General features: G+C 18.7%; 6 protein-coding genes and 1 tRNA gene. 5 read left to right on the top strand and 2 right to left on the bottom strand.

The window, feature by feature from the left end:
* The first annotated feature begins 1,190 nt into the window (after positions 1 to 1,190).
* A complete protein-coding gene (locus ATP_RS00435; protein ID WP_012504242.1) occupies positions 1,191 to 5,444 on the top strand; it encodes a ligand-binding sensor domain-containing protein in 4,254 nt (1,417 codons plus the stop codon).
* A 504-nt stretch (positions 5,445 to 5,948) separates the two neighbouring features.
* Here ATP_RS00435 and ATP_RS02740 read toward each other — a convergent pair.
* Both ATP_RS02740 and ATP_RS00425 read right to left on the bottom strand, forming a co-directional pair.
* The gene (locus ATP_RS02740; RefSeq protein WP_158300317.1) at positions 5,949 to 6,716 is read right to left on the bottom strand and encodes a phosphatase PAP2 family protein; all 768 of its coding nucleotides are present in this window, start codon (positions 6,714 to 6,716) and stop codon (positions 5,949 to 5,951) included.
* Between the two features lie 100 nt (positions 6,717 to 6,816).
* A complete protein-coding gene (locus ATP_RS00425) occupies positions 6,817 to 7,431 on the bottom strand; it encodes a hypothetical protein (RefSeq protein ID WP_012504240.1) in 615 nt (204 codons plus the stop codon).
* 303 nt (positions 7,432 to 7,734) lie between these two features.
* On the opposite strand from ATP_RS00425, the gene ATP_RS00420 reads away from it, so the two are divergent.
* The 4 genes from ATP_RS00420 (at position 7,735) to ATP_RS00405 (ending at position 15,349) form a co-directional block, all read left to right on the top strand.
* Positions 7,735 to 8,931, top strand: coding sequence for a glycosyltransferase (locus ATP_RS00420; protein ID WP_012504239.1), 1,197 nt, complete (start codon positions 7,735 to 7,737; stop codon positions 8,929 to 8,931).
* Positions 8,932 to 9,687: 756 nt separating this feature from the next.
* Positions 9,688 to 10,446 carry a YitT family protein gene (locus tag ATP_RS02735; protein WP_012504238.1) on the top strand — a complete coding sequence of 253 codons (759 nt, stop codon included), beginning with the start codon at positions 9,688 to 9,690 and terminating at the stop codon, positions 10,444 to 10,446.
* A gap of 124 nt (positions 10,447 to 10,570) precedes the next feature.
* Positions 10,571 to 10,656, top strand: a tRNA-Leu gene (locus tag ATP_RS00410).
* A 124-nt stretch (positions 10,657 to 10,780) separates the two neighbouring features.
* Positions 10,781 to 15,349 (top strand): exonuclease domain-containing protein, encoded by a 4,569-nt coding sequence (locus tag ATP_RS00405; RefSeq protein ID WP_012504237.1) that lies wholly within the window; start codon positions 10,781 to 10,783, stop codon positions 15,347 to 15,349.
* The last annotated feature ends 6 nt before the right edge of the window (positions 15,350 to 15,355 follow it).

Below are 15,355 nucleotides of genomic sequence, written 5' to 3'. Positions count from 1 at the left end.
TATAATTATGTGTATCATAAAAAAAATTTTACTTCTTATCAATAATTTATAAAGATGTCTAAAATTATTATTTAAATAATTCTTATTTGAAACAAGTTCTTTGATTATAATGGCGATAATGCTATATTATATTTTCTTGTTTCTAAAAACGAAATAATTTAGAATTAAATTAAATAATCAAATTGGATGATGAAAAAATTATTAATTTAAGATTAAAAGTAGATTAATAAGAACAATTAGAAAAAAATAGTTTAAGTTTTTGATCTTAGAATGTTTAAATAAATTTTAATCATAATATTTAAAATTATCAATCTAATAAAATATATGTTTAAAATATAATAACTCATTGAGATGAAAAATAATTTTTACATATATATATATATATATATATATATAATTTTTTTATTATTACATAATATCTTTTTCATTTCAGTAAAGCAAAGTTCTATCATTATTTTGCTTATAAAAAGTATTAAGGGTAGTAATTTTTATATTCAAAAAGATAAAAATAGTAATAAAAAGTAAAAATTAAAGTAAAAAAACGTAGTAATTTTGAATAATTAAAAATTAATTTTTAGAAAATTTTAATATATTTTCTTAAAAAAATGTGTAAAAAAACTTTTATAATTATAAAAGGAAAAAATATATAACTATCTAATAAAGAGGGTATTATTATACACAAAGACTAAGAAAAAACTACTTATATTTAGCAAATCTTTGAAAATTTTGTAATTTTAAAAATATTTTAGGTTTATGAAATGAACATTGATATTATGAAAATTTATAATGATATTAAACCGATAATTTATGATGGGATAAAAAAATTTATTATAGATGGAAATAAGAGAGAAATATGGAAACTTACAATTTTCTTCTTAATTTTTTAAGCTAACAATTTATTAGTTGTAAAAATTTCCTTTAATCAAAAAGCTAATAATTTTTCCTACTTAGAAGAAAAGATTTCAAATTCGTCTAATTTTGATGAAAAGAGATTTATAACATATAAGTAAAATATTTTATAGAAATTAATATTTATAGAATAAAAAAACTTCAAATTATAATATAAAAACCTTATGCTTGGAAACTTGCTTGGTATCTCATTAGCGTAGATATTTGTAAAGGGTAGTATTTTAAAAAATTAACTCCCCTTAATTCTATCGCGATTACTTTTAAAGGATAAAGATACAAAAATGATTAATTTTACAAAAGTTCTTTTTAATAAAAGAAATATTATTATATTAATAACTATAATATCTGTTATTATTTATTTATTTTTATTTGCTAAAAATAATAACAAAATTATTAATTTATCAAATCTGAAATTTGACAAAAAAATATATTTAAATCTATTAACATTAAATAATGATAAACATAATAAAAAAGAAATTACAGATAATCAAATTCAAACAGAATTTATAAAAGAATTTTCAAGACATCTTCAACAAACAACCGAAACATTTTATAAAAATATTTCTTTAGAAAATATAAATTTATTAGAAGAGATAGATTTTAAATTTAATAGGGATCAAAATTCTATTGATTTAAAGGCTAAATCAACATCTAATCATTTTGAAAATAAAAAAACTTTTTTATTTGAAATTGTAGATTACCGTAAAGATTTATCCAAATTGAATCTGAATTATATTTTTATAGAAAACATAAATCAAAAAAAAATTGATGATGAAATAAAATCACGGATAATTTTACCACAACTTCAAAAAGATTCTTATTTTCAAAATTTAAGTCTAGGTGATGTTTTTATTGATTTTGCCTCATCAAAAGAAAATAAAATTATTATTAAAGCCAAACCAACATCTTATAATTTTAAAAATGAAAAAGAACTATTATTGAAAGAATTATTAAAATTACCAATAAAAATTAATACAATTAATACAAAAAAATTATTTTCCAATTTAGAAGATTTATCGAAAGATATATTTGTTGTAAAAGAAAGAATTATTGAACAATTAAAAACAGAACCACAAATGCTTAATATAACGCCAGAAGATATTGACATAGAAATGAATTTACCAGAAAAAAAGATTATAATTAAATCTAAATTCACCAACCTTAATTTTCAAAATCAAAAAACTTTTGATTGGGAAATTTTAGATAATCGAAAAGATTTATCTAATATTATTATTGACAATATTTGGTTAATTCCTCGCAATATTATAAATACTTCTTCATCATTTATAAAAAAAGAAATTTTATCTAAAATAAAAAATTATTATATTTTTTCAGATTTAACTTTAGAAGATTTTGATATTGAACTGAAAACAGAAGAAAATAAGATTATTATTAAAGCTAAACCAACATCTTTAAATTTTAAAAATGAAAAAATTTTTAATTGGCAAAAGATAGATAATAGAAAAGATTTATCAGAAATAATAAATGAAAAAGTTTTAATATCTGGAGAAAAAATTCTGGAAAAAAACTTTAATTTGATTGATGAAATTATTTTAAAAATTAAACAAAAAAATAAAATTGATAATTTTAATTCTAAAGAAATTAATATTGAATTTCCATCATCTGATAAAATTATAGTAAAACCTAACATAAAATCTCTTTATTTTAAAAATGAAAAAATTTTAGATTACAAAACGGAAACACTTAAGACAAATTTAAAATACATTAAACTTAATAATATTTCTATTAATGAACAAAATTTAGAAAACATAGATGTTGTTAAATTTGAAATTCTTCAACAAATTCAACAATCAGATTATTTTTTTAGTGATTTAACTTTAGAAGATTTTGATATTAAACTTAAAACAAAAGAAAATAAAATTATTATTAAAGCTAAACCAAAGTCTTTCAAATTTAAAAATCATAAAAAATTAGATTTGATACTAAAAAAAGAGAAAAAAGATTTACAACAACTTAACATTGAAATGAATAGTTTAAAAATTAGTAAACAAAATTTAATGAATGCATCGGCTGTTAAGTTGGAAATTCTTCCGCAAATACAAAAATTAGATATTTTGTTTTTCAATTTAACTTTAAATGACTTTGATATTGAAATTTTATTAGAAGAATATGAAATTATTATTAAAGCTAAACCAACATCTTTAAATTTTCAAAATGAAAAAAAATTTAATTTTATCTTCAATTTAAATAAAAAAGATTTGCGAAGTATTAATATTGATAAGATTTATATACCAGAAGATGATTTATTATTTAATTATAAAATTAAATTAAAAGTTTTTGACCAAATAAAAGTTACAGAACCTCTTTTTTTTAATTTTACGTTAGATGATTTTGATATTAGTTTAGATAAAGAAAAAAATAAAATTTTTATTCAAGCTAAAGATACATCCACTAATTTTGAACATCAAAAAATTTTTCATCTTGCAAAATTTTCTTTGAAGACAGATTTAGCAGATATTAAAATTGATTATATTTTTATGGATGAGCAAGATTTATCTATTTATAGCAATAGTTTTAAAAAATTTATAAATAAAATACAAAATGATTCAGCAAAATTTATTAATTTAAATTTAAATGAAATTGATGTTGAAATAAAAAAAAATGAAAATAAAATTATTATTAAAGCTAAACCAACATCTTTAAATTTTAAAAATAAAAAAGAATTTTCTATTACTTATGATAAAATTTATTCCATTAGAAAAGATTTACAAAAAGAAGACTCTTTAATAAATCAATTTGATATTATTACAATTGAAAAAAGAAATTATCAAAATTATGAAAAAAATAAAGAAGAAGTTTGGAAACAATTGCTTCAAAATGATTTTTTTTCAGATTTAACTTTAGAAGATTTTGATATTCAACTGAAAACAGAAGAAAATAAGATTATTATTAAAGCTAAACCAACATCTTTAAATTTTAAACATGAAACAACTTTATCTTTATTAATAATTGATAAAAGAAAAAATATAAACGACTTGCCTCAAATTTTATTTAATTTAAGTCAAAAGAATAAAAATAATATTGAAGAAATAAAAAAATCATTATTGTTAAAAATTAAAGAATTACATTCTTTTTTTAATGATTTAACTTTAGAAGATTTTGATATTCAACTTAAAATAGAAGAAAACAAAATTATTATTAAAGCTAAACCAACATCTTTAAATTTTCAAAATGCAAAAATATTAAATTTTAAAATGATAGATGATAGAATAGATTTAATAAACATTAAAGATTTTGATATTGTCATTCAGGAAGAAAATTTAAATAATGATGATTTATTTAAACAAAAAGTTTTAGAACAAATTCAATCATTAGAACCACAAATTAATTCTCTTTGGAATAGTTTAACTATTTCTGATTTTAAAATTATAAAAAATTCAGAAAAAAAAATAACAGTTCAAGCTGTAGAGGAATCTAATAATTATAAAAATAAAAAACAATTTTCTTTGAAATTAGAAAAAACTAAAATTGATTTAACAAATTTAAAAAATTTACAACAAATATCTTTAGATTATCGAGATATTCCGACAGATAATTATCATGATCCAAGTGTTAAAAAATATATTAAAGAAAAAACTTTATTAGAAATTAAAAAAATAATTAATTTAAATGATGTAAATGAAGAAAATTTAACATTTGACATTAATATTGGACAACAATCCATCAATATAATAGCTAATGAAAATAATAAATATTTAAAAAATTCTCATTTTTTGATTTTTATCATTGATGATCCAAGAATTAGTTTAACAGCTTTAAAATTACCTAAATTAGCAATTAATTTAAGCGATAATAATGAAGTTGAAATAAAAAATAAAATAATTAAAATATTTAAAGAAAGATTGAATTTGGAAAATGTTTCTTCAACAGATTTTAAAATCAAAATTGATAGTAAAAATAAAATTATAAATATAAAAGCAGAGGAAAAAAATCTTATAATTAAAGAAGAAATTGATTTAAATTATTCAATAATAGATAATCGAAAAGATTTAGTTAATATTGATATTTTTAATATTGAAATAGATGAAGAAATTTTAATTAAAAAGGATATCAATATTAAAAAGAAAATATTTTCAAACATAAAGAAAGATCTTAATTTTAATGATTTAACTTTAGAAGATTTTGATATTGAACTTACAACAGAAGAAAATAAGATTATTATTAAAGCTAAACCAACATCTTTAAAATTTAAAAATGAAAAAATATTAAATTTAATTATTCAAAATATCAAAATTGACTTGAATAACATTGCAAATAAAAATATTAATATATCAAAAAAATATTTAACGAATTTACCAACAATATTACAAGAAAGTAATAATATTAAAAAAGAAATTATTTCACAAATAAAAACCGAATTTAATTTTACTGATTTAACTTTAGATGATTTTGATATTGAAATTTCTGAAGAGCATTTAAAAAATGAAATTTTTAGAGAATTTTGTTATATGACAGCTAAACCAACGTCTTTAAAATTTAAAAATGAAAAAAAACTAAATATTATTCATATATAAAAACCTAATTTAATTATTTTTATTTTTATAATTTATTTAATTTAAAAGTTATTATTTAAGAAACAGAATAATTTAAATTATTTAACATTTTTAATTTTATATATATATATATGTTAATATTGTTACTAAAAAAATAGATAATTAATTAAATGATCCCGATGTATTATAAAATAAGAAAATTATCTAAACTAACTATAATTTTTAAATTTTTTTATTATGATTTAAATATTTGTTTATTGATTTTTTTTCATAATTATGAAATCTTATATTAGGTAAAATACCAGTTATATTTCACTAGTTAACTGTATAGAAAGAATTAAAATATAAAAAAAACTATTTATTAATCATAAAATATATAAAATAAATTTAATATTTTGGGTTTATTATAAATAGAAGGTAAAAAATAAATTTTTTTACCTTCTATTTTATAATATTTTTTTCAATTATTGTTTATTATTAACTAAAATAAATTTTATTTTTTATTATAAAAATTAAATAATTTAATTAATTAGTTATTTTATTTTTTGTTTTTTTTGATGATAATATAAAAACTATTTCAGTTAAAATAGTAGATATTATCCCATCGATAATAAAATGTTGTTTTAAGGCGAAAGTTGAAACCCACACTAAAATAGTTAAAATTAGTTGTCCATAGATTATTGATTTTGGAATTTTACTATTAGAACGAAAAATAACAAAACTAATATAAGTAAATAAAACATGTAAACTAGGACATGAACATACTCTATCATTATCTATTTGATAAGTGAAATTTAAAAGATTATTAGTTAAATTGTTTCTAATATTAGGTTGTTTTGGAAACTCTAGAGACGAAATTATATTTGTTTCAGGGCTTTTAATTGGTAATATAATAAAAATGATATAAGAAATAATTAAGGTTTTAATAAATAAATCATATAATTGTTTTTTTTGTTTTTTATCTAAATATTGATAAAAAAAATACGGTAGAACCAAATACCAATAATAAATAATTCCTAAATATATATAAATTAGATATTTTAAATAATCATGATCTGGGAATTTACCATTTTCATCACAAAATCCTAAATTTAAAATTTTTTGTAACTGTATATTATTATTATTTATAAAACCAATTAATGAAAGATTACTATTATTTTGTTTCCCAGAATAATATAAAAAAACTATTAATTTGGTTAAACAGAAATAACTAATAAATTGTGTTCCAATAATTAAAAAATATATAAATATATATTTTTTAATTATTGGAATATTTTTTTTATTTTTTATCATTAACATATAAAAAACCTTTCATCATTTTTATTTTAAATAGAAAAAATTATTTCAATATATTTAGATATAAAATATTTTTTCTATTTAAATGATAAATATTTTATGTTTTTTTTTGAGTTGATTTTTTTAAAATAATAATTAACCATAAACTTAATAATATCATTACTAATGATAGAAAAATTCTCAATATTATAAAATGATCTTGCGAAAAAAATGCAAAATCATTGAACATTTTATAAGGATAATAATTTTTATCATAAGTTCCTAATAACATAATGATGGCTAAATAAAAAAAAGGATAAATTAAACCAATATAAGAATGATTTAAATTAATAATTTTTTTGTTGAAATAAAAATAAAATAAAATAAACATTAAAGGAATTATTTTATGTTCTAACAAATAACAATGAGGTTTTTTAGTTTCCCAAAAGCAAATAAAAAAAATAATTAAATTATTAATTAATAAAATAAAACTAGAATATAAATAATATTTAGAATTTTGGAATTTTTTATTCAAACATAGTGAAAGAAAAATATTTAATATTATACTATTTTGGCGAGTAAATAAACCTATAGAAAAAAAATTTCTTTTATCTCGTATGCCTTGTTTAATACCTTGGAACATTCCTATAATACAAATTATTAAATAATTCAATATTAAAGTTATTTTCATTTTTGGAGTTTTTTTGTTGTATAAAGATTTTTTTAAAAACATATTGATTTCCTCTTATTAACAAATATTTTGATGTCAATTATTGATAATTTTATTTTGGATATTTTTTCCTATTTGAATTTAATATTTTTTTTACTAAACTTAATTATAACATTATAACATTTAATAATCTCAAAAAAAACATTTTTTTAGTTATAATTAATTTTGTATTAGAAAAAAATTTATTTTTACTTTTATTTAAAAAAGTTTATATTATTAGATTAGAAAGAAAAATAAAATATTTTTTTTAAAAAAAATATATTATATTATTAATATTTTAAAAATAATTAAGAAGGAAAGTAAAAATTGCGTATAGGTTTTTTTATAGATGGTTATGAACCTCTTATTGGGGGAGTTATAGTTTCCGCTAAAGCTTTAAAAGAAATTTTAGAATCATTCGGACATGAAGTTTATATTATAACTGTTGATAATTCAAAAAAAGTTAAAATATCTCAATCTTATATTATTAGATTGCCAGGAATACGAATTCCGTTAAAACAATTTTCAGGATATTATTTTATTTTACGATATAAAAAATATTTGTCCTTAATTGCTGAACTGAATTTAGATATAATTCATATTCATACAGAATTCAGTATGGGTAAATTAGGACTTTATGCTCACCAGAAACTAAAAATCAGCACTGTTTATACATTACACTCTTTTTATGATCTATTAATAAATAAAGTTTTTTATAAATGGCCTCAATTTTTTAAAAATTTTGGTTTTAGACAAATTAGAAAATTACATTATAAATTTATTTCTCAATCCAACGTTGTTATTTTACCTTCATTAAAAACTTTACAACATTGTAAAAATAAGTATAAAATTAAAGGCGATTATCATATTATTCCGACTCAGTTAAATCTTTCTCAATTTTATAGTGAAAATTATGCATCCGATAAAATCACTTGTTTAAGACAAAAATTGAATTTAACCAATATGTTTGTATGTTTATATGTTGGACGTTTATCCGAAGAAAAAGAAGTTGATTACTTAATCCGAGTTTTTAGTTTTTTTATTTTAGATAATCCTCTTAGTAAGTTTTTAATTATTGGTGATGGTCCTATTAGGAATAAATTAGAACAGCAAGTAAAAAAATTAAATATTATTGAACATGTAATTTTTGTAGGTTTTATACCTTACAAAGAATTAGGTTTATATTATCAATTAGGAAATGTTTTCCTTAGTGCTTCCTTATTTGAAACTCAAGGTTTAACATATATAGAAGCTTTAGCTGCTTCTTTACCTTTGGTAGCTCGATATGATGCAGTTTTAGAAAATGTGTTATTACATGGTAAAAATGGGTTTTTCTTTACTTCACCTAAAGAATTAATTAATATTTTAACTGATTTATATCATCACCCAATTAAATGTCAAACATTATCACAACAAGCTAAATTATCTATTTTAAAATATAATTCTGAAGATTTCGCTAAAAAAGTTTTAGATGTTTATCGAAAAGCGATTAAAAAATCATCTACAAAATTTTTAATATCATAAATAATCATCAATAATGGAAATAATTAAATAACTAATATTATTATTTTTTTAAAAAATTTCATATATTACTCATTTAGTTTTAAATAAATTTCTTAAAATTAAACTTTTGATAATAATCATATTTAGTTTTTTATTTATATTATTGATCTTAATATAAATGAGGGTTTTTATTTTCTTATTATTATAAGAATTCATATATTTTACATTGAATTATCTTATAATTAATTTTCTAAGTATATATAGCGTTAATTATATATTTTAATTCTTTTTTATCGAAATTAGAGAGGGGCCACCCTACGCGTATATACATCATATTTTTTCCTAATTAGAAAAGAAGCCCTTAATTTGCCACATAAAGAGCAAAATTTATAATTTACGATTGTTATTTATTTAAATTAATTTTTATTATAAGTTTGCTCATTTATCTTTTGTTTTAATTATTGATATTTTTCTAAATTACAAGTTTTATACTTAAGAACGGCATAAATTTTCATAGTATCAATTTCTAACTTATAAACTTTAAAGTTTATAAATCTGTTAAATCCTTCGGTTTTATATATTCTAATTAATTTCTTCTTAGTTCTTTATTTCAATAATTTAGAAATTATATAATATTTAAAATATTTATTTATATTTATATAATAAAATAAAAATTAAATATATAAAAAAAAATTATTCAAAAATAATAATATAATATTTTTTGATTTTAATTATTAATATTTTAAAGTTTTAAATTAATGGAAAGTTTAAAAAATAATGAAAATTAATTTTTATAAATGGTTTTTTATCTTTATTAATATTTTCATTTTAGCTATAGGAATAAATTTATTTTCTTTTGAAAGCGATTTTGTAAATGGTGGTTTAGATGGTCTATGTATTATTTTAAAAAAATTATTTCCTCAACAAATTCTAAATACTCCTAATTTTTCATATAATTACAATTTATATGTAATATTAAATATTTTAGCTTTAGTTTTATGTTTTTTTAGAGAATCAAAAACTGTTTTTTTAAAAACTTGTTTAATTGTTTTTATATTGATATTAGATTTAATGTTTTTATCTTATTTACAACAATTTGAATCCATAAATAGAATAAAGACAATGATGATAGACTGGTTATGTAATTTTTTTAAATTTCCTAATGATTTTTTTTGTGGATTTTTAATTGATCATCAAACAAATAAATTTTTTTGTTCTGCAGTTTTTGGTGGAATTATTTTTGGTTACACTTTGGCTCAAATTAGAAATTATGGATATACTACTGGTGGTATGGATATTTATCAAAAATTTTTAAAAGAAAAATTTAAGTTATCTTTTATTTCGGTTTTATTTTTAACTGATGGAATATTAATTTTTATATCTTTTTTAAATGATTTTATTAAAGATCAAATTAAAACTCATATTTTAATTCATATTTTTAATAGAGTTTTTTTGCCTTATATTTCTTTGGTGATTATTGGTTTTATAATGAATAAAATTCTTTTAAAATCACCAAATATTAAAAAAAATTTTTAATATTTTTTATTTTTTCAATTTTTAATATTAATTAAATATTAATTAATATTAAAAATTGAAATAATTATTTTTTAATGTTATAATATTTATTAGTGATTAATTATATTTTTAATTATGTTTTTATGCTGATGTGGCGAAATGGTAGACGCATTTGACTCAAAATCAAACGAGGTAAAACTCATGTCGGTTCGAATCCGACTATCAGTACCAAATATTATTAATTATTTTAAAGTTAAATTATATATAAATTTATATTATAACAATCACATAATAAAATATGTGATTTTTTTTAGATATATTAATGATAAAAAGATAATGATAAAGAGATAAAATTATGTCTTCTAATAAAATTTCACAATTTTTAAATTCTTTAGTAGAAAAATATTCAATTTTAGATACTAATAAAATTAATATAAAAAAAGTTTGTATTTTTGAAAAATTAAAGAAAATTAAAATTAATTTATTTATAACGCAAAAAATTGATAATTTTGTTGCTTTGACAAAATGTTTGACAGAATTAAAAGAAATTATTCAAAAAGAAAATAATAATCAAATAAATGATTTAAAAATAAATTATTATTTTATTTTTGATAAATGCTATGTTAATGAACATGAATATAAATATATTTTTAAATTATTTAAAGAAGATATTAAAGATTATCTAAAATTTAAATATATAGATAAATTAGAAAAATATAAAGATAATGTTATATTAAATGGTGATTTTTTTGAAATTTTGGTTGAATCTTGTGATTTTATAGCTTTAATTAATTCTGAAGAATACAATAATTTAGAAAAATTTTTTAAAGATAATTGTAATTTGAAATTAAAATTAAAAGAATTTTTTTTAAAAGATGAAACCAATGTAATTAAAAAAAATATTGATAATATAAATTTATTATATGATCTTAATGAATTACCTTTTGAAAAACAAAATTTACAAAAATTTAAAGATAATTATGGTAATAAAATTAAAATTAAAGGTTATATTTTATTTCCTGAGTCTAGAAAGTGTAAAAATGGTTCTTATCAATTTAGTTTTTTTTTATGTCAATCTGATAATTCTATTAAAATTTTATTTTATACAAAAAATAAAACAAAGATTAAAAATCTAGAAACAGAATTAAAAAAAGATAAAGAAATTGAAATTAATTTTTCTTTAGATAAAAAAAATATAATATATAAAGAAAAAATATTATTAAATTTAACATTTAATGATAAAGAAATAGACTTCTGCTATAATATTTTGAATACAACTCCTTTTTATTTAATGAGAAAAGATGATTATCCCGGTCAAAAGAGAATTGAATTTCATTTGCATACTAAAATGTCTAATTTAGATGCGATTACTAGTGCTAAAGATTATTTAGAAAAAGCCGAAGAATGGGGACACAAAGCCATTGCTTTTACAGATCATAATGGTATTTACGCCTATCCTGAAATTTTTAAATATTCTAAAGATAAAAAAATTAAACCTATTTATGGCGCGGAGTTAGAATTTATTGAAGAAAAACCAATTTTTATAACTAATCATAATAAGCATTCCGAGTTTAAAGATTTTATTTTAAAAAATATGGAATATGTTGTTTTTGATATTGAAACTACAGGTTTTTCTAAGGTTAGAGATAAAATTATTGAAATCTCTGGTTTTAAGATTAAAAATAACATTGTTATTGATCAATTTTATTCTTTAGTTAATCCAGAAATAGATTTACCTGAAAATATTTATTTATTAACTAAAATAAAAAATGAAACATTAAAAAATGCTCCCAAAATTTTACAAGTACTTCCTGATTTTTTGAAATTTATTAAAAATACATGTTTAGTAGCTCATAATGCTTCTTTTGATGTAAGTTTTATTTTTGAAAAATCTAAACAATTAAATATTTCATTTCCCTTACTTCCAGTTATTGATACTTTAGCTTTATCACAATATTATTTTAGTAGTTTTATGAAATTTTTTTCTTTAAAAAGATTAGCAGCGAAGTTTAAAGTCAAATTAGAAGAACATCATCGTGCTAAAGATGATGCTAAAGCAACGACCGAAATTTTTATGAAAATTTTAAATCTTTTAGAAAATGAATATAAAGTTTTTACTTTTTATGATTTAGGTGACACACTTTCTTCTAAATATGAAAGAACTTATGATATTAATGTTTTAGTTAGCAATCAAATTGGTTATCGTAATTTATTTAAAGTTTTAAGTGATGCTTTAACTAATAATTTTTATAAAAAACCGAGAGTTTTAAAATCTGTATTGCATCAATATCGCGAAGGTTTGTTGATTGGTAGTGGTTGTTATAACGGTAATGTTTTTGAAATTGCTTTAAATGATGATTTAGAAAGCTTAAAAAAAGCTATTTCTTTTTATGATTACATTGAAGTTCAACCGCCTCAATCTTATAATCATTTGATTTATGAATTAGGAATTGAAGGAAAAAAAATTATTGAACAAACGATTTTAAAAATTATTCAAGAATCCAAAAAACAAAAAAAAATTATTATTGCTTCTGGCGATGTTCATTATTTACATCCATATGAAAAAATTTATCGTGAAATTTATATAAATGCTAAATTAATAGGTGGTGGTTTGCATAAATTATCTAAATATGAAATTGCTCAATTACCAGATAATGCTTTTTTAACTACTCAAGAAATGTTAGATTCTTTTAATTTTTTGGATTCTGAAATAGCTAAAGAAATTGTCATTACTAACACTAATATATTAAATCAAAAAATAGAAAAAATTAAAATTTTTCCTAACAAGCTTTTTTCTTTATCTGATGATGCTTTTAAAGAAAATTTAAATATTGATAGTATAAAATTAGAAATTAAATCTATAGTAAATTCAAAATTAACTGAGTTATATGGTAAAAAACCTCATGATTTAATTAAAGATAGAATAAACAAAGAATTTGAAATCATTAATGGTGATGAAAAAGATCCAAATTCTTTAAATTTTTCTCCTATTTATTACCTATCTCATTTATTAGTAAAAAAATCTTTATCAGATGGTTATTTAGTAGGCTCTCGTGGTTCTATTGGTTCTTCTTTAGTTGCTAAATTATTAGAAATTACGGAAGTTAATCCTTTAAAACCTCATTATATTTGTCCTAAATGTTTTTTTTATACCGATATTAAAATTATTTCTCAAGAAAAAGAACAACAAATAAAAAATTTAGAAAAAAATAAAAATAATTTACAAATTCAAATAAATAATTTAACTATCGAAAAAGAACAACAAATAAAAAATTTAGAAAAAAATAAAAATAATTTACAAATTCAAATAAATAATTTAAATCAAGAATTAAATGAAATAAGAAAAGTTTATTCTGGTTATGATTTACCTAATAAAGATTGTCCTAATTGTGGTAGTGGTACAAAATTAAAAAAAGATGGTAATGATATCCCCTTTGAAACTTTTTTAGGCATTGAGGGAAATAAAATTCCGGATATTGATTTAAATTTTGCCGGTGATTATCAATTAAAAGCTCATAATTATATTAAAGAATTATTGGGAAAATATAATGTTTTTAGAGCCGGAACTATTCAAACAGTAGCTGAAAGAAATGCTTATGGTTATATCAAAGGTTTTTTGAAAGACAAGCAACAATTTTTAAATGAAAGTGAAATTTCACGAAGAACTAAAGTAATACAAGGTGTTAAACGTTCTACAGGTCAACATCCAGGTGGAATTGTTATTGTGCCTAAAGAATGTTCAATTTATGATATAACTCCTATTCAATATCCAGCTAACGATAAAGATTCTGAATGGAAAACTACACATTTTGATTATCATTCTTTCGAGAATAATTTATTAAAATTAGATATTTTAGGCCACGATGATCCTATTATGATTAAATTTTTAATGGATTATGTTGAAAAAAATCCTCAAGAATTTGATTTTAACAAAGCTCAAGATATTCCTTTAGATGATGAGTTAGTTTATAAAATATTTTCTGAAGATAACGAAATAAAAGGTTATACTGTTTTAGGAATACCAGAATTTGGAACTGTTTTTGTTAGAAGAATGTTAAAAGATATTGTTAATAAAGATTCACAAAAAACAATATTAAAATTTTCTGATTTAGTAAAAATTTCTGGTCTTTCACATGGAACTGGTGTTTGGACTAATAATGCTGAAAAATTAATTGATCATAATGAAAAAAACCATCGTGAATTTAATGAAATTATTGCTTGTAGAGATGATATTATGATTCAATTAATTGAAAAAAAAATAGAACCTTTAAAAGCTTTTGAAATTATGGAGTTTATTCGTAAAGGCCTTCCTTCTCAAAATAAAGAACAATGGTCTGAATATAAAAAGATTATGAAAGAAAATCAAATTGAAGATTGGTATATTGATTCTGCAAAAAAAATTGAATATCTTTTCCCTAAGGCTCACGCTGTTGCTTATGTTATTATGGCCATGAGAATTGCTTGGTTTAAATTTCATAAACCACTTTTGTTTTATAGTGGTTATTTTTCCAAAAGAGCTGATCATTTTGATTATGATACTATGACTAGTGATAAATATAATGCAATCGAAAATAAAATTAATTTTTTAAATAATAATATTAAAAATAGCGCTAAAGAAGCAAATTTATTAAGTATTTTAAAAGTAGCTAAAGAGTTTCGAAATAGAAAAGAAAAATTTCAATTTTTTCCTATTGACTTAAATAAATCAGAAAAAAATAATTTTATTTTAGTTAAAAATCAAGGATTATTAATGCCTTTTATAACTTTAGATGGATTAGGACCGGTAGCTGCTTCAAGAATTATAGAAGAAAGAAAAATAAAACCTTTCACAAAAAAAGATTTTTTAAAACGTTCGAAAGTTAATAAGACTATTTTTTCTAAAATAGAAAGCATGGGATTATTAAATTCATTATCTGATGAATGATTAAAA

The sequence above is a fragment of the Candidatus Phytoplasma mali genome (assembly GCF_000026205.1).
In the GTDB taxonomy this organism is placed as follows: domain Bacteria; phylum Bacillota_I; class Bacilli_A; order Acholeplasmatales; family Acholeplasmataceae; genus Phytoplasma; species Phytoplasma mali.
Note: the sequence above shows the minus strand (reverse complement) of the source record. Positions and strands in the feature narration are given on the sequence as shown.

Bases quoted from the DNA above. Each gene is read 5' to 3' on its own strand.
- ATP_RS02740 (WP_158300317.1), bottom strand. From the start codon at position 6,716: ATGATAAAAAATAAAAAAAATATTCCAATAATTAAAAAATATATATTT.
- ATP_RS00405 (WP_012504237.1), top strand. From the start codon at position 10,781: ATGTCTTCTAATAAAATTTCACAATTTTTAAATTCTTTAGTAGAAAAA.
- ATP_RS02735 (WP_012504238.1), top strand. From the start codon at position 9,688: ATGAAAATTAATTTTTATAAATGGTTTTTTATCTTTATTAATATTTTC.
- ATP_RS00435 (WP_012504242.1), top strand. From the start codon at position 1,191: ATGATTAATTTTACAAAAGTTCTTTTTAATAAAAGAAATATTATTATA.
- ATP_RS00425 (WP_012504240.1), bottom strand. From the start codon at position 7,431: ATGTTTTTAAAAAAATCTTTATACAACAAAAAAACTCCAAAAATGAAA.